The organism is Parasedimentitalea psychrophila (assembly GCF_030285785.1).
Lineage (GTDB): Bacteria > Pseudomonadota > Alphaproteobacteria > Rhodobacterales > Rhodobacteraceae > Parasedimentitalea > Parasedimentitalea psychrophila.
In genome coordinates this window covers 122,840-137,475 of sequence record NZ_CP127247.1, presented here as the reverse complement: position 1 = coordinate 137,475, position 14,636 = coordinate 122,840, and the positions used below count along the sequence as shown (strand labels likewise).

Sequence of the window (14,636 nt, the reverse complement as noted above, 5' to 3'; positions counted from 1 at the left end):
CAGAGAAGGCAGAGCCCGGCCGCGGGCGGGAAACGAAGTGCCCGCTCCGTTTCACCGAAGGCAAACCTTCGGTTTGGCAGAGCGGACGGGCACTGCCCGGCGTTGCCGCCGGGCGGGTCGTCACAAGTTAGCCGAGGCTCACGTTTGCGGCGCTCTCGGGCAGTTCCTCATCGAAACAGCGCTGATAGAACTCGGCGACGGTCTGGCGCTCCAGTTCGTCACATTTGTTCAGGAACGACAGCCGGAAGGCATAGCCCACATTGCGGAAGATCTCGACGTTTTGCGCCCAGTTGATCACCGTCCGCGGCGACATCACGGTGGACAGATCACCGTTCATGAACGCGGTGCGGGTCAGGTCGGCGACGGTGACCATCTGGCTGACGGTCTTGCGACCGGCCTCGGTGTTGTAATGCGGTGCCTTGGACAGCACGATCATGGTTTCGGCGTCGTGGCTCAGATAGTTCAGCGTCGCCACCAGCGACCAGCGGTCCATCTGGGCCTGGTTGATCTGCTGAGTGCCGTGGTACAGTCCGGTGGTGTCGCCCAGACCAACAGTGTTGGCGGTGGCGAACAGGCGGAAATAGGGGTTCGGAGTGATGATCTCGTTCTGATCCAGCAGGGTCAGCTTGCCATCATGCTCCAGCACCCGCTGGATCACAAACATCACATCGGCACGGCCGGCGTCATATTCATCAAACACAATCGCAACCGGGTTGCGCAACGCCCAAGGCAGGATACCCTCGTGGAACTCAGTGACCTGCTTGCCGTCTTTCAGCTTGATCGCATCCTTACCGATCAGGTCGATCCGGGAGATGTGACTGTCGAGGTTGACCCGCACCGCAGGCCAGTTCAGCCTTGCGGCAACCTGTTCGATATGGGTGGATTTGCCTGTGCCGTGGTAACCTTGGATCATCACCCGGCGATTGTGCGAGAACCCGGCCAGAATCGCCATCGTGGTGTCGGGGTCGAATTTGTAGGTGGGATCGATCGTTGGCACCCGTTCGGAGCTTTCGGCAAAGCCCTTGACTGTCATGTCGGTGTCGATGCCAAACACATCGCGGACCGAGATGCTCTCGGTGGGTTTAGCATTGATATCCAGCAAGCCGTTGCTCATGACGCGCGATCCTTATTCTTTTCCCTAGGGTGGGGCCCCGTTTGTCGGATTGGTGCAACATCTTACCGGCGAGGGCAAGGGGAAGTGCAACCGTATGCCAGTTGGCTTGGTGTTTGTTTGCCGCCTGGCCTTAGTTGGCGGCGGTTTCAGGAGATGAAAATTTTCTGCGACATTCAGGTCGTAATCCAGAAAGACGCCCTATCATTAGGGAAGGCGTCGTTGCGGGGAGAACCCGAGCGGCGGTTGTGCTGTTTTGGTAACGATTTGTTCGGGGGGATTTTCTGTGGAAAAATGGAGCATTCAGGGCGAGGAAATTGTCAATTGTAACTGTAACTTCGGCTGTCCCTGCCAATTTGGTGTGCTGCCAACGGATGGCACCTGCGAGGCGGCGGTATTTTTCCGCATCGACAAGGGAAATTATGGCGATGTTCAGCTTGGCGGGCTGCTGGCTGCCGGGGTCTATAAATGGCCCGGCGCAATCCACGAGGGTGAAGGCCAGATGCAGCTTATTATAGATGAGACTGCCAGTGCTGCGCAGCGGGCCGCGCTGGAGGCCATCATGACCGGCAAGGATACCGTTGAAATGGCCACCATGTGGTATGTTTTCAGCGCCATGTGCCCAACCAAGCATGAAACGATCATTGCGCCGATTTCGGTTGAGATAAACGCTGAGGATCGGATCGGCAAAGGCAGTGTTGCTGGCGTCGTCGAGGTCAACGCCGAACCGATTCCACATATCATGTCGGGGGCGCCGCACCGTGTGGGGATCCGGCTGCCGAACGGGTTTGAATTTGGCTTTGCCGAGATGGCCATGGGCAGCACCAAGACCTCGGGCGGGGCGATTGAGTTGCTCAAGAATTCAGGAACCCATGCGCATTTCGCCAGTCTGCATCTGACCGGAGAAGGACGAGTTGGTGCCTGAAGGGGGAGCGGATGTAGCGCCGGAAAATCCCGTCTTGGGGCGGGGGGCGGTGGAACGCTTGGCACGCCGGGACGGGCTGATCGTTGCCCTGTCGGCGCTGTCGATCACCGTGATGGCTGCCTGGTATACCTTTGCCGAGGTGGAGGTCTCGATGACCGCAGGTCCGCTGTGGACGCCGGGCTATGCGCTGCTGAACTTTGCGATGTGGTGGGTCATGATGATTGCCATGATGACCCCCAGTGCGGCCCCGATGTTGCTGTTGTATACGGCGGTCAAACGGATGGGACCGGATGCGGAGCGGGTTGTACTGCTTAGTCACTTGTTCCTGGCCGGGTATCTGTTGGCTTGGGGGGGCTTCAGCCTGATCGCCACTCTGGCGCAATGGCAGGTCGAGACCCTTGGTCTGTCGATGGGCGCAATGATGCCGATCAGGTCCGGCGGGCTGGCCGGGGTGGTGGTGCTGCTTGCGGGACTGTACCAGATGAGTGGTCTCAAACATGCCTGCCTGGCCCATTGCCGCTCGCCCGGCGCGTTTCTGGTGCAGCATCGCCGCCCGGGCGCAACCGGGGCGCTTTGGTTGGGGATGATCCACGGCGGGTATTGCCTGGGGTGCTGTTGGGCGCTGATGGCACTGCTGTTTGTTGGCGGCATCATGAATGTCTACTGGATCGTCGGGCTGGCGCTTTATGTGCTGGCCGAAAAGAACGTGCCGCAGATACGCGCGATGACCCGCCTGACGGGCGGATTTCTGATCGTGGCTGGCACCTATGTGCTGATCTCTGCGCTGGCTTGACACTCGGCGGCAGAGCTTGGGCCCTGACAAAAGCTGTCAGGGATTATTTGTGAGACTGGCAAGTCTGTTATGGGAGAAAAACATGCCACTATTTATAACATATGCAAGCTATTCTCAGGTCGGTATCAAGGGGTTGCTCAGCAAACCTGAAAACAGATCTTCGGTTGTTCAGAGCCTGATCGAAAAGGTCGGAGGTAGGCTGGTGGCGATGTATAACACCACCGGCACCAATGATGTTGTGCTTGTCTCAGAGGCTCCGGATGGTTCGGATGCGGTGGCGATCGCCATGGCGGTCTCTGCATCGGGAGCGATCGCGCGGGCCGAAACCGTGCGGGCCTGGACCAGCGATGATTTTGAAGCGGTCATCAAGAAGGCTGCTGGCCTGACCGGCGCCTATGTGCCTCCTGGATCCTGAAATTCGGTCTGGGTCGCCTTGATACCGGCGGCCCGAACCGCAGGCAGTGATCTCCGGCGAAGGGGGCTTTCCTATGGGGTTGATTTTTGTCGGCCGCTGAACGCATAGCTGCCTTTACCACAGAGCATCTATACTTTTGCTCTGAAACCTATTACATGCCCCCATTCGGGTCATGTGGACCCCGCCCACCGGGATGGTGGTGCCATCAAAATTCCGGGCTGGCTGTCCCAATTGCCGTGCCCCGCAGCAAGCGAAAATGAATATCGTGAAAACAGCACTCGCAGAGGCGCTCAAGGCGCGCGGTTACGAATCGTTGACCCAGGTCCAGCAAGAGGTCAGCAACCCTGATCTGGTGTCTAAGGATCTGTTGGTCTCGGCCCAGACTGGCTCGGGCAAAACAGTAGGATTTGGTCTGGCGATGGCGCCGACCTTGCTCGGTGACGACGAAGGCTTTGGCCGCGCCGCATCACCCTTGGCGCTGGTGATTGCACCCACGCGTGAATTGGCAATGCAGGTCAAGCGCGAGCTGGAATGGCTCTATGCCGGCGCCGGGGCCCATATGGCCTCGACCGTTGGCGGCATGGATATGCGCGACGAGCGCCGGGCGCTGGATCGCGGCACCCATATCGTTGTGGCCACACCGGGTCGTTTGCGCGACCACATCATGCGCGGCTCGATCAACCTGTCCGAAGTGCGCGCCGTGGTGCTGGACGAGGCCGACGAGATGCTCGACCTCGGTTTCCGCGAAGATCTGGAATTCATTCTGGGCGAAACCCCTGAAACCCGTCGCACCCTGATGTTCTCGGCCACCGTGCCAAAAGGCATCGCGCGTCTGGCTGAAACCTATCTGAAGGATTACGAGCGGATCACCACCGTTGCCGCGACATCGCAGCACGCGGATATTGATTATCAAATGCTGGCTGTGTCTCAGCGCGATAGCGAAAACGCCATCATCAACGTGTTGCGCTACCACGAAGCGCCCAATGCGCTGGTGTTCTGTAACACCCGTGCAATGGTCAACCGTCTGACCACACGCCTGTCGAACCGGGGCTTCTCGGTGGTGGCGCTGTCGGGCGAGCTGTCGCAGGCCGAGCGGTCCAACGCGTTGCAATCCCTGCGCGACGGTCGTGCCAGCGTCTGCGTGGCCACCGATGTGGCGGCGCGCGGCATTGACTTGCCCAAGCTGGATCTGGTGGTTCATGCCGAACTGCCAAACAGCCACGAAACCCTGCTGCACCGCTCAGGCCGGACTGGCCGGGCCGGACGCCAGGGTGTCTCTGCGCTGATCGTACCACCCAAGTCACGCGGCAAGGCGATGCGCCTGTTGCGGGCGGCCAAACTCACCGCCGAAGAGCTGAACGCGCCAAGCGCCGAAGCGGTTCGTGGTCAGGACGAGGCCCGTATGCTGGGCGATGCAACCTGGACCGAAGTCGTCACCGACGCAGAGGCCACACCAGTGGCAAACCTGCTGGAGAAGTTTGCGCCCGAACAGCTGGCCGCAGCCTATCTGCGCCTGTTCCATTCGCGCCACACTGCGCCCGAGGAACTGGGTGATCCCGGTCAGGACAAGGGCGCCCGCAAAGAGCGCGAGCCGTTTGGTCCTTCGGTCTGGTTCTCGATTTCCGGTGGTCGCGATGCGGGCGCTGAACCGCGTCGTTTGCTGCCGATGCTGTGCAAGGCAGGCAACCTGTCCAAGGACGATATCGGCGCCATCCGGGTGCAGGGCCAAGAAAGCTATGTTGAGCTGCGCCAGAGCAGTGTCGATGGCTTCCTCAAGGCACTGGGCAAACCTGAAGTTGAAGGCTCCAAGGTTGTCAAGCTGGACAAGGCCCCGGATATCGCCCATTCGCCACGCCCCAAATTTGAGGGCAGCGGCCCGCGTCGCGATGATCGCAAGCCCCGTGGCGACTTTAAGCCACGCGAAGATCGCAAACCGCGCGACGATTATAAGCCACGCGAAGATCGCAAGCCGCGTGACGATTTCAAGCCTCGCGAAGATCGCAAACCGCGTGACGACTACAAACCGCGCGAGGATGCGGGTAAGAAGGGTGGCGACGCCAAATATGGCGGCAAATCGTCGACCCCTCCGGTCGATTGGAACGATTCCCCTGCGCCCCGCTCGAAAAAACCCAAGGCAGGGATCGGCAAAGGTGGCGGCAACCCGTCTCAGCGCATGGCGCGTCCGGGTGAAGAACACGTCACGCCGCTGAAACGGCGCAAGACTGGCGACAGTAAGCCCTATGCCGGTAAGCCCGGCGGCGACAGTGACCGCAAAGGTCCGCCCCCCCCCAAGGGCCGGGCTGACAGCAAAAAGAACAAGGCCCGTGCGGCGCTGGCCAAGGGAGGCCCCGCCAAAGGTGGCGGCGGTTTCGCCAAGAGCAAGCCTCGCAAGGGGAACTGAGTAACAAAGGGCGGCCCGGTTGGGCCGCCCTTTTCCTTTGTCGACCCCGGTTTTGCGGTGATGAAATATCGGGAACTGGCCCACCTGGTACCGGCCCACCTGCCGCAGACCGAGGGCATTACCAGCAATCGCGACCTGGCCGGGCGCCCCTCGCGCAGAGCCTGAAGGCGACCGTCGTCGAGGGCTGTCTGCGCTGCGGCGGTATCGCATTGTGCACGAGCCAGAACGGATGCGTCCCTTTGCCTGCCAGTTCGACCCTTTGGGTGGCCGATCGCGGATGGGAGAATCAAAAAAGGGCACCTGCAATGGCGCCCTTTGATAGCTATGGTTTGTGACCGGCTTATTTAAAGGTCTTGCTGTCCTTGATCTGATCCCAGGCCCACATCACCTCTTGCAGCTGTTCTTCCTGCGAGCGGTCGCCGCCGTTCATGTCGGGGTGCAGCACTTTGATCAGTTTCTTATAGGCCTTGCGGATCTCAATTTTGGTCCAGCCATCACTGGCCTCCAGAATTTCGATCGCGCGACGTTCGGTGGCGGGAAGGCGGCGGCCGGTGCTGCCGCCGTTTTTGCCGGGGTTCTGGGTGGCATTGGCGCCCAAAACCTGCTGCGGGTCCTCGATGCCCAACCGGGCCCAGGCCCGTGCCTCGGGATCGCCTATTGGCCGGGTTTCGCGTTCCCAGACCTTGTCCTTGGATGACTGGGCATTCAATTCGGCCTCGGTCGTGCCATCAAAGAAGCTCCACTTACTATTGTATTCACGGACGTGCTCTTGGCAGAACCAAAAGAAATCATCCAACACATCCGGCGCCTTGGGGGCGCGGAACTTGCCGGCCTCCTGGCAGCCTTCGTGGTGGCATTCACGCACGGAGGTCTCGGAGGCTCCGGACATGCTGCGCCGCCCGCGCGGGTTTTTTTTCTTGGCGGATCGGACCGACATATCGAAACCGAAAGGATCTGACTTGCTCATGGGGGTGCACCTTCTACGACGCATCTATTCGACTCGGAGCAAACACTTTAATCTACACAGCGGCAGATAGAAGGGGGTAACGAAAAAAATATGGGAAATGAGGCTATGAACATCACGCAAGAGATCGAAAATCGGCTGCAAGAGGCGTTTCAACCGTCTGAATTACAGGTCGTTGATGACAGTGACAGCCACCGCGGCCATGCGGGGCACGACGGGCACGGCGAAAGCCACTTTAACGTGATGATCCGGGCCGCCGCGTTTGGCGGACAAAACCGGCTGCAGCGTCATCGCATGGTGCACAAGGCGCTGGGGGATATTGTGCCGCGCATCCACGCGCTGGCACTGGACATCGACGCCTGATCAAGAGGCGGGCTGGGGCGGCCTGATTACTGGCCGTCCTCGTCGCTTTGCTGCTTGGCCCGTGCTTTCAGCGCGGCGGTGACGCCAGCCACCGGGCTCAGCTCTTCGACACCATCATCGGCCTGCATTTCGCGGGCACCGGCACCGGGCACCGGGGTGGCATCTGCCGCAGCCTGAGGGTCGCCCGCGATTGCGGTCAGCGGCACCGTTTCAGGGGCGTGGACAGCGCGGACGGAGGGGCTGTGATCTGCCTGTGCGGCGGGCATGCTCATTTCCTCATCCCCGGTGGGGCGGCGAAACACCATCACATTACGCCAATGGGTGGTTGATCCGGTCAGCCCCGAGCGCTCCTCGCTGGGCAACAGCTCGGCGCGCTGAAACTCCCAGCCGTCAGCCCCCATGTCATTCAGCAGCTGCTCAATGGTCACGGCAAACCGCCCCTGAGGCGTCTTCACCCCTTTGGCCTTGGTGCCCTTGGCGGGGGCGGGAACAACTTTGTACTCGAACATCATCAGGATCCGGATCGTTTGTTTGTTGCATGTGTTTAGCAAGAGCAGGGGGGCAGGCCAAGGTGGGAATGTGACGCCAGCGGCACATCGCATAATTGGACGCCGGTATCACCCCAGCGCCCAACTTGATTTGCCTTTGGGGGCTTTATCCGGCCTGCTTATCTGCGGCCAGGCTGGCCAGCGACAGGCAAACTTCGGTTGCGGTCACCATGTCCTGCACCGAGATCCATTCCAGTGGTCCGTGGATGCATTGCATGCCGGTAAAGATATTTGGCGCCGGGATTCCCAGTTCCGTGAGCCGCGAGCCGTCGGTGCCGCCTCGAATGGGCACTGACACCGGGTCAATCCCATGCGCCTTGCTGGCCTCCCGGGCGAGCTCAACCGGCGTCATGTCTTTCTCCAGCCAGTAGCGCATGTTGCGGTATTGCGGGTAGATTTCGCAGGTGATGGATGCGCGGGGTTCCGTGGCCTGCACCGCGCTGCAAACCTGCCGCAGGATGTTGCCTTTGGCCGCCAGCCCCTCCATTTCAAAATCACGCAGGATCAGTTTGATCACCATTTCAGACGATCCACCAAGCATATCCGTGGCATGGATAAAGCCGTCGCGGTCATCGGTGGTCTCGGGTGTCATGGTTGCCTGCGGCAGCGTCTGTATGATCTTGGAGGCAAGGTGGATGGCGTTGACCATTTTCTCTTTTGCCAGACCGGGATGGATAGAGACGCCGGTAACGGTGACAACGGCGCGGTCAGCCGAGAAGCTCTCAAATTCGATCTCACCCACTTCGCCGCCATCCAGAGTATAGGCAAAATCGGCGGCCAGATCTGTGATCAGCGCGTCGCCCACGCCGCGGCCAATTTCTTCGTCCGGGGTAAAGGCGATGCGGATTGGTCCGCGGCGGAAGTCTGGATTGTCCAGCATATGACGTGCCATTGTCATAATGATCGACACACCCGCCTTGTCATCGGCCCCCAAAAGAGTGGTGCCAGATGCCGTTATCAGGTTGTGGCCCTGTTTGGTCGCCAGATACGGATGCTCGGCCGGAGACAACACAAGGTCGGGATTGTCCGGGAAGGTGATATCACCGCCGTTGTAGCCCTTGATCACCCGTGGTTTGACGCCTGTTGCATTGAACTGCGGCGCCGTGTCCACATGGGCAAGGAAGCCAATCGTTGGCCCCGGCACAGTGCCTGGAATGGTGGCTAGCACAACGCCGTATTCAGTCAGCTGCACGTCCTGTGCGCCAATGGAGCTGAGCTCTTCCTTGAGCAGGTCCAACATCCCGAACTGGCATTTGGTACTCGGGGCCGAGGGAGAGTTTTCGTCGCTTTGGCTATCGATTGCAGCATAGCGGACAAGCCGGTCTTCGAGTTCCTGATTGAAACTGTTCTGCATGGTGACTCCTGAATTTTTGCCCAGAGAACGGGCCGCTTGGCGGAGAGTCAAGCTGATGAAGGCGGCAAAACAAAAGGGCGACCCTATGGCCGCCCTCGTATTACTTGCTGTAACCGTTGGGTTATTCGCCCAGTTTTTGCGCTACTAGCTGGTTCACGGCCTTGGGGTTGGCCTTGCCGCCGGTGGCTTTCATCACCTGCCCGACAAACCAGCCCGCCAGTTTTGGGTTCAGCTTGGCTTTTTCCACCTGCGCCGGGTTGTCGGCGATGATCTTGTCCAAAGCCGCCTCAATGGCGCCGGTGTCGGTCACCTGCTTCATGCCGCGCGCCTCGACGATTTCAGCCGGGTCGCCACCCTCGGTATAGACGATCTCAAACAGATCCTTGGCGATCTTGCCGGAGATGGTATCCGCCGAGATCAGCGCGATGATGCCGCCCAGTTGCGCCGGAGAGACCGGGCAGTCGGCGATATCTTTGTCGTCGGCTTTCAGGCGGCCAAAAAGTTCGTTGATCACCCAGTTCGCAGAGAGCTTGCCGTTGCGGCCTTCGGCCACGGCCTCAAAATACGCGGCCGATTCCACATCCGCCGTCAGCACCGAGGCGTCATAGTCGGACAGGCCAAAATCGGCGATAAAGCGCGATTTCTTGGCGTCTGGCAGTTCCGGCAGGGTGGCGGCAATCTCGTCGACCCAGGCCTGCTCGATTTCCAGCGGCAACAGATCGGGGTCGGGGAAGTAGCGATAGTCGTGCGCTTCTTCCTTGGAGCGCATCGACCGGGTCTCGCCCTTCTCGACGTCATAGAGACGAGTTTCCTGGGCCACGGTGCCGCCAGCCTCGACGATTTTGATCTGCCGTTCGGCTTCAACAATGATCGCTTGCTGGATGAACCGCATCGAGTTCATGTTCTTGATTTCGCAACGGGTGCCGAGATGGGCAAAGTCCTGAGACTCCTGGTATTTTTCATACTGACCGGGACGGCAGATCGATACGTTGACATCAGCCCGCATATTGCCGTTCTGCATATTGCCGTCACAGGTGCCCAAGTAGCGCATGATCTGACGCAACTTGGCGACAAAGGCGGCGGCTTCTTCCGGGCTGCGGATGTCGGGACGGCTGACGATCTCCATCAGGCAAACGCCGACACGGTTCAGGTCAACAAAGGACATGTTCGGATCCATATCGTGGATCGACTTGCCGGCGTCCTGCTCCATGTGGATGCGTTCGATGCGAATGTTGCGCGCCAAGCCGTTGCCCAGTTCGACCAGCACTTCGCCTTCGCCGACGATGGGGTGATACAGCTGCGAGATCTGGTAGCCCTGCGGCAGGTCGGGGTAGAAATAGTTCTTGCGGTCAAAGGCGGAATTCAGGTTGATCTGCGCCTTCAGGCCCAGTCCGGTGCGCACCGCCTGTTCGATGCAGTATTCGTTGATTACCGGCAGCATGCCGGGCATTGCGGAATCGACAAAGGCCACGTTTGAGTTTGGTTCAGCACCAAACTGGGTCGAGGCGCCGGAAAACAGTTTGGCGTTGGAGCTGACCTGAGCGTGGACCTCCAGGCCGATGACCAGTTCCCAGTCATGCTTGGCACCCGAGATCACCTTGGGTTTGGGCAGTTCATATGTCAGGTCGAGCATGTCGCACCGGCTCCTTTGATCAGGTTTGCCAGCGTTCTAGGCCAGCCAGTGAACCGGGGCAAGAGGCACGAGCGGTGCCGGGCAGAGGAATCGGGGTTAAGGGGCCGAAGCCTGGCCTGGTCAGTGCAGGCTGTGCCAGTGATTTCCGCGATCAAGCTGTTGGGGGACGAACATCCAACCGGGCTGGCAGAGCTGGGGGGCTTGATTTATCTGAAATCCCCGATGGGCTCCTGTGGTTGGCAGCACATCGGGGTTCCTGTTGGCAATTGTAGATAGCGCCTTATGCGATCTTTCGATGGATCCATCCCAACAGGATGCCAAACACACCAAATTGAACCGCACTGGCTGTCGCCTCAATTTTTATCCAGTCCAAAATGGACGGCACTGCGTATTTGGCGGGTTCTGTCAGGACAATGTAACTCGCCAGGAACAGGCCAAAACCCAACGAGATGGTTATTGCGTCACGCAGCGTTGGCACCGTTGGGGCCAGCCGGGAAAGAGCCAGGCTCAGAATCAATCCCTGGATGATCATGACGGAGAATCCCATCAGCATAATGGGGGACCCGCGCAGGAACCCCACTGCGGCAAAGTGATCTTTGTTGAGCAGAAAGTGCGAGGATCCCTGCACCGCAAAGGTGACCGCCATAAAGGCGAGCACGGAGATCAGGTGCTTTGTCATGCCTTGGCGTTCCCATCCCGCTTCCACAGGGCCAGCGGGGCGCCGCCCGGATCCCGAATGAAGGTCGCAACGCCCGCGGGTCCAGTCAAGTTTTCCGCAATAATTGTGGCGCCATTTGACGCGGCTTTGGTCACCGCAGATGTCAGATCTTCAACCTCGATATAGGGCACCCATCCGCTGAGCCCGTCCATGGGGTCACAGGCCGCTGCAAACGGCTTTCCACTGCCACTCTCCAGAAATGTCATCGGCCCAACGCTATTGGCTGACCAGCCAAATGTCTCGTTCAGGAAATGGACGGTTTCCTCGCGTTGCGCACCAATATTGTCAAACCATACAAAAGGTGAGGGCATGTTTTCTCCAATTCACTTGTGTTTTGCAAGTGAATATTTGATCGAGAGCTTTCAAATTGCAAGTATTATTTTTGCTGTTATTCTTTGGGCATGAAAAGATCAGAGAAAATCATGTGGTCCGGGTGTCCGGTTCGCTATGCAGCCGGTGTGTTTGGCGACAAATGGTGCTTTGTCCTGCTGAGGGACGTATTGCTGCATGGTAAACGATATTACGGCGACTTTGCGGCCTCGGAGGAGGGGATATCGACAAATATTCTGGCGGACCGTCTGTCCCGGCTAGAAGAGGAGGCCATGTTGACCCGGCATGTGGATCCGAACAAACGAAGCAAGGTCTTCTATCTGCCGACAGGCAAAGCACGGGCGCTGTTGCCAGCATTATTGGGCATGATGGTTTGGGCCACTGAATATGATGAAAACACTGCGGCGCCGGCCTCATTTGCAAAAGCATTCCGGGAGGACCCCAAGGCTGCAATCGCCTGGTATGAGGCTGAAATCGACCGGGTGAATGCGGCTTTGGATCTATCCTTATGCTGAAAATGCCCAGCTGGGCGCTATTTTGCCCTGCTGACCCCGTGACCACTTGGCGGACTTCACCCGCGCGGCTAAGAAGGGTGTCCCAACAGACTTGAGGAGACCGCCGTGGAAACCGCCCGCCGTATCGCCCATTCCATCGCCACACAGATCAGCGCCCGACCTGAGCAGGTGGTGTCGGCCGTGAAGCTGCTGGATGAAGGCTCAACCGTGCCGTTCATCGCCCGCTACCGCAAAGAGGTGACCGGGGGCCTGGATGATACCCAGTTGCGGACACTGGCCGAGCGGTTGTCTTATCTGCGCGAGCTGGAAGCGCGCCGTGCGAGCATTCTGCAGACCATCAAGGCGCAGGATAAGCTGACCGTTGAACTGGCCGGCACAATTGCCAAGGCCGAGACCAAGGCGCAGCTGGAAGACATCTATCTGCCCTATAAGAAGAAGCGCCGCACCAAGGCGATGATTGCCCGCGAAAATGGGCTGGAGGCACTGGCGGATGCTATTCTGGCGGATCGGATGACCGCGCCCGAGGCGCTGGCCGAAGGCTATGTTTCTGAGGCTGTCGAGACGGTGAAGGATGCGCTGAACGGTGCGCGCGATATTCTGGTGGAACGGCTGACGGAAAATGCTGCCTTGCTGGGAGGTTTGCGAAGTTTTTTGCAGAAAGAGGCGTTTCTGACGGCGCGGGTTGTGCAGGGGCAGCAGGACAAGGGCGCCAAGTTCTCGGATTATTTTGACCATCGCGAGCGCTGGGCGGATGTGCCGTCACACCGGGCACTGGCGATGCTGCGCGGCGCGAATGAGGGCGTGCTGACACTGGATATCGGTCCCGACTCCGAGGAGGGCGCGGCCCGTGCCGAAGCCATGGTGGCGGCGCAGTTACAGGCTGGCGGCAAAGGCCCCGGAGATATCTGGCTGCGCAAAATTGCCGGCTGGGCCTGGCGGGTGAAGCTGAGCCTGTCGATGATGCTGGAACTGATGAGCGAGCTGCGCAAGCGCTCGCAGGATGAGGCGATCCGGGTGTTTGCGCGCAATCTGAAAGACCTGCTGTTTGCCGCTCCGGCCGGTGCGCTGGTGACTCTCGGGCTGGACCCGGGCATTCGCACCGGCGTCAAGGCGGCAGTGGTTGATGCCACCGGTAAAATGGTGGGTACAGATACCTTCTACCCGTTTCAGCCAAGGAATGATGTTGGTGGCGCCAAGGCGGCGATCCTGAGACTGGTGGTGCAGCATGGCGTCGAGCTGATTGCCATCGGCAATGGTACCGGTAGTCGCGAGACCGAACGTCTGGTGGCGGACGCGCTGAAGCTGTTGCCGCCGGGTGTGAAAGTGCCAACCAAGGTGGTGGTCAGCGAGGCGGGGGCCTCGGTCTATTCCGCATCGGAACTGGCAGCGCGGGAGTTCCCGGACTTGGATGTGAGCCTGCGCGGCGCAGTGTCAATTGCGCGGCGGCTGCAGGATCCGCTGGCTGAACTGGTCAAGATCGAACCCAAGTCGATTGGCGTCGGTCAGTATCAACATGACGTTGATCAGCACCAACTATCGAAGTCGCTGGAAGCGGTGATCGAGGATGTAGTGAACGGGGTTGGCGTCGATTTGAACATGGCCTCGGCACCGTTGCTGGCGCATGTCTCTGGTCTGGGGCCGGGACTGGCTGAGGCAATTGTGGCGCACCGGGATGTAAACGGCGCCTTTGCCTCGCGCCGGGAGCTGCTGAAAGTGGCGCGGCTGGGGCCACGGGCATTTGAGCAATGTGCCGGTTTCCTGCGCATTCGGGGTGGCGCCGAGCCGCTGGACGGCTCGTCGGTGCATCCCGAGGCCTACCGAGTGGCGCGCAAGATCGTAAAGGCCTGTGGTCGGGATCTGCGGGCGCTGGCCAGTGATCCAGGGGCCCTGCGCGGGGTGCAGGCCGAAGCATTTGTAGATGACAAGTTCGGCCTGCCGACGGTGCGTGACATTCTGGCCGAACTGGAGAAACCGGGCCGGGATCCGCGCCCCAGTTTTGTCACCGCGACATTTGCCGACGGGGTCGAGGACATCAAGGATCTGAAGCCGGGTATGGTGCTTGAGGGCACTGTGACCAATGTTGCGGCTTTTGGTGCCTTTGTCGATATTGGGGTGCATCAGGACGGGCTGGTGCATGTCAGCCAGTTGGCAGACCGGTTTGTCAAAGACCCGCATGAGGTGGTGAAAACCGGCGCGGTGGTCAAGGTCACCGTCACCGAAATTGATGTGCCCCGCAAACGCATTGGCCTGACCATGCGCAAAGATGGCGGCGCTTCGTCCCGCGACGACCGCGCCGCGCGAGGCGGGGCTCTGGGGGGCAGGCCTGACGGCAAGCCGGGCAAAAGCAATCAAGGCGGGCGCGGCAAGCAGCCGATGTCCGCAGGCCCCAAAGGGCCAACGGCGGGCGGTGACGCGGGTGGCGCATTTGGGGCAGCCCTTTTGGATGCGCTGAAAAAGCGCTGAAACATCTGCAATCGCCAGGGTCTTTATCTTGGCGATTGCCGTTGCTGGAACATAGTGTATTTCATTGGTCGAACTCCAAAATCAGGGATCTGAAGCTGTCCGG

The 14,636-nt window shown here is 59.8% G+C and carries 14 protein-coding genes; 7 read left to right on the top strand and 7 right to left on the bottom strand.

What is annotated here, in order from left to right; translation table 11 throughout:
• Positions 1-127: 127 nt before the first annotated feature.
• Positions 128-1,114, bottom strand: a complete 987-nt coding sequence (cobS, locus tag QPJ95_RS00655; protein ID WP_270918683.1) for a cobaltochelatase subunit CobS — start codon at positions 1,112-1,114, stop codon at positions 128-130.
• A 283-nt stretch (positions 1,115-1,397) separates the two neighbouring features.
• On the opposite strand from cobS, the gene QPJ95_RS00650 reads away from it, so the two are divergent.
• The 4 genes from QPJ95_RS00650 to QPJ95_RS00635 all read left to right on the top strand — a co-directional run bounded on the left by QPJ95_RS00650 (position 1,398) and on the right by QPJ95_RS00635 (position 5,645).
• The gene (locus QPJ95_RS00650) at positions 1,398-2,036 is read left to right on the top strand and encodes a DUF1326 domain-containing protein (RefSeq protein ID WP_270918682.1); all 639 of its coding nucleotides are present in this window, start codon (positions 1,398-1,400) and stop codon (positions 2,034-2,036) included.
• Complete coding sequence (locus QPJ95_RS00645) at positions 2,029-2,829, top strand: DUF2182 domain-containing protein (RefSeq protein ID WP_270918681.1); 801 nt, start codon at positions 2,029-2,031, stop codon at positions 2,827-2,829. Before QPJ95_RS00650 ends, QPJ95_RS00645 begins: the two co-directional genes overlap by 8 nt.
• A gap of 82 nt (positions 2,830-2,911) precedes the next feature.
• A complete protein-coding gene (locus tag QPJ95_RS00640; RefSeq protein ID WP_270918680.1) occupies positions 2,912-3,244 on the top strand; it encodes a GYD domain-containing protein in 333 nt (110 codons plus the stop codon).
• 256 nt (positions 3,245-3,500) lie between these two features.
• Positions 3,501-5,645 carry a DEAD/DEAH box helicase gene (locus QPJ95_RS00635; RefSeq protein ID WP_270918679.1) on the top strand — a complete coding sequence of 715 codons (2,145 nt, stop codon included), beginning with the start codon at positions 3,501-3,503 and terminating at the stop codon, positions 5,643-5,645.
• A gap of 340 nt (positions 5,646-5,985) precedes the next feature.
• On the opposite strand, the gene QPJ95_RS00630 is transcribed toward QPJ95_RS00635, so the two are convergent.
• Positions 5,986-6,612, bottom strand: coding sequence for a DnaJ domain-containing protein (locus QPJ95_RS00630; RefSeq protein ID WP_270918678.1), 627 nt, complete (start codon positions 6,610-6,612; stop codon positions 5,986-5,988).
• Between the two features lie 105 nt (positions 6,613-6,717).
• Here QPJ95_RS00630 and QPJ95_RS00625 point away from each other — a divergent pair, with 105 nt between their 5' ends.
• Positions 6,718-6,972, top strand: coding sequence for a BolA family protein (locus QPJ95_RS00625; protein WP_270918677.1), 255 nt, complete (start codon positions 6,718-6,720; stop codon positions 6,970-6,972).
• 26 nt (positions 6,973-6,998) lie between these two features.
• Here QPJ95_RS00625 and QPJ95_RS00620 read toward each other — a convergent pair whose 3' ends face one another.
• The 5 genes from QPJ95_RS00620 to QPJ95_RS00600 form a co-directional block, all read right to left on the bottom strand.
• Positions 6,999-7,487, bottom strand: a complete 489-nt coding sequence (locus QPJ95_RS00620; protein ID WP_270918743.1) for a DUF4177 domain-containing protein — start codon at positions 7,485-7,487, stop codon at positions 6,999-7,001.
• A 139-nt stretch (positions 7,488-7,626) separates the two neighbouring features.
• Positions 7,627-8,874, bottom strand: coding sequence for a peptidase T (pepT, locus tag QPJ95_RS00615; protein ID WP_270918676.1), 1,248 nt, complete (start codon positions 8,872-8,874; stop codon positions 7,627-7,629).
• A gap of 121 nt (positions 8,875-8,995) precedes the next feature.
• Positions 8,996-10,507 carry an Asp-tRNA(Asn)/Glu-tRNA(Gln) amidotransferase subunit GatB gene (gene gatB, locus QPJ95_RS00610; protein ID WP_270918675.1) on the bottom strand — a complete coding sequence of 504 codons (1,512 nt, stop codon included), beginning with the start codon at positions 10,505-10,507 and terminating at the stop codon, positions 8,996-8,998.
• Between the two features lie 280 nt (positions 10,508-10,787).
• Positions 10,788-11,186, bottom strand: coding sequence for a hypothetical protein (locus QPJ95_RS00605; protein ID WP_270918674.1), 399 nt, complete (start codon positions 11,184-11,186; stop codon positions 10,788-10,790).
• A complete protein-coding gene (locus tag QPJ95_RS00600; protein WP_270918673.1) occupies positions 11,183-11,536 on the bottom strand; it encodes a VOC family protein in 354 nt (117 codons plus the stop codon). The genes QPJ95_RS00605 and QPJ95_RS00600 overlap by 4 nt, the downstream gene beginning before the upstream one ends.
• A gap of 111 nt (positions 11,537-11,647) precedes the next feature.
• Here QPJ95_RS00600 and QPJ95_RS00595 point away from each other — a divergent pair, with 111 nt between their 5' ends.
• Both QPJ95_RS00595 and QPJ95_RS00590 read left to right on the top strand, forming a co-directional pair.
• Positions 11,648-12,070 (top strand): winged helix-turn-helix transcriptional regulator, encoded by a 423-nt coding sequence (locus QPJ95_RS00595; protein WP_270918672.1) that lies wholly within the window; start codon positions 11,648-11,650, stop codon positions 12,068-12,070.
• Between the two features lie 105 nt (positions 12,071-12,175).
• Positions 12,176-14,533 carry a Tex family protein gene (locus QPJ95_RS00590; RefSeq protein WP_270918671.1) on the top strand — a complete coding sequence of 786 codons (2,358 nt, stop codon included), beginning with the start codon at positions 12,176-12,178 and terminating at the stop codon, positions 14,531-14,533.
• Positions 14,534-14,636 lie beyond the last annotated feature (103 nt).

Bases quoted from the DNA above. Each gene is read 5' to 3' on its own strand.
- QPJ95_RS00635 (WP_270918679.1), top strand. From the start codon at position 3,501: ATGAATATCGTGAAAACAGCACTCGCAGAGGCGCTCAAGGCGCGCGGT.
- QPJ95_RS00630 (WP_270918678.1), bottom strand. From the start codon at position 6,612: ATGAGCAAGTCAGATCCTTTCGGTTTCGATATGTCGGTCCGATCCGCC.
- cobS (WP_270918683.1), bottom strand. From the start codon at position 1,114: ATGAGCAACGGCTTGCTGGATATCAATGCTAAACCCACCGAGAGCATC.
- QPJ95_RS00605 (WP_270918674.1), bottom strand. From the start codon at position 11,186: ATGACAAAGCACCTGATCTCCGTGCTCGCCTTTATGGCGGTCACCTTT.
- QPJ95_RS00595 (WP_270918672.1), top strand. From the start codon at position 11,648: ATGTGGTCCGGGTGTCCGGTTCGCTATGCAGCCGGTGTGTTTGGCGAC.
- gatB (WP_270918675.1), bottom strand. From the start codon at position 10,507: ATGCTCGACCTGACATATGAACTGCCCAAACCCAAGGTGATCTCGGGT.
- QPJ95_RS00600 (WP_270918673.1), bottom strand. From the start codon at position 11,536: ATGCCCTCACCTTTTGTATGGTTTGACAATATTGGTGCGCAACGCGAG.
- QPJ95_RS00640 (WP_270918680.1), top strand. From the start codon at position 2,912: ATGCCACTATTTATAACATATGCAAGCTATTCTCAGGTCGGTATCAAG.
- QPJ95_RS00625 (WP_270918677.1), top strand. From the start codon at position 6,718: ATGAACATCACGCAAGAGATCGAAAATCGGCTGCAAGAGGCGTTTCAA.
- pepT (WP_270918676.1), bottom strand. From the start codon at position 8,874: ATGCAGAACAGTTTCAATCAGGAACTCGAAGACCGGCTTGTCCGCTAT.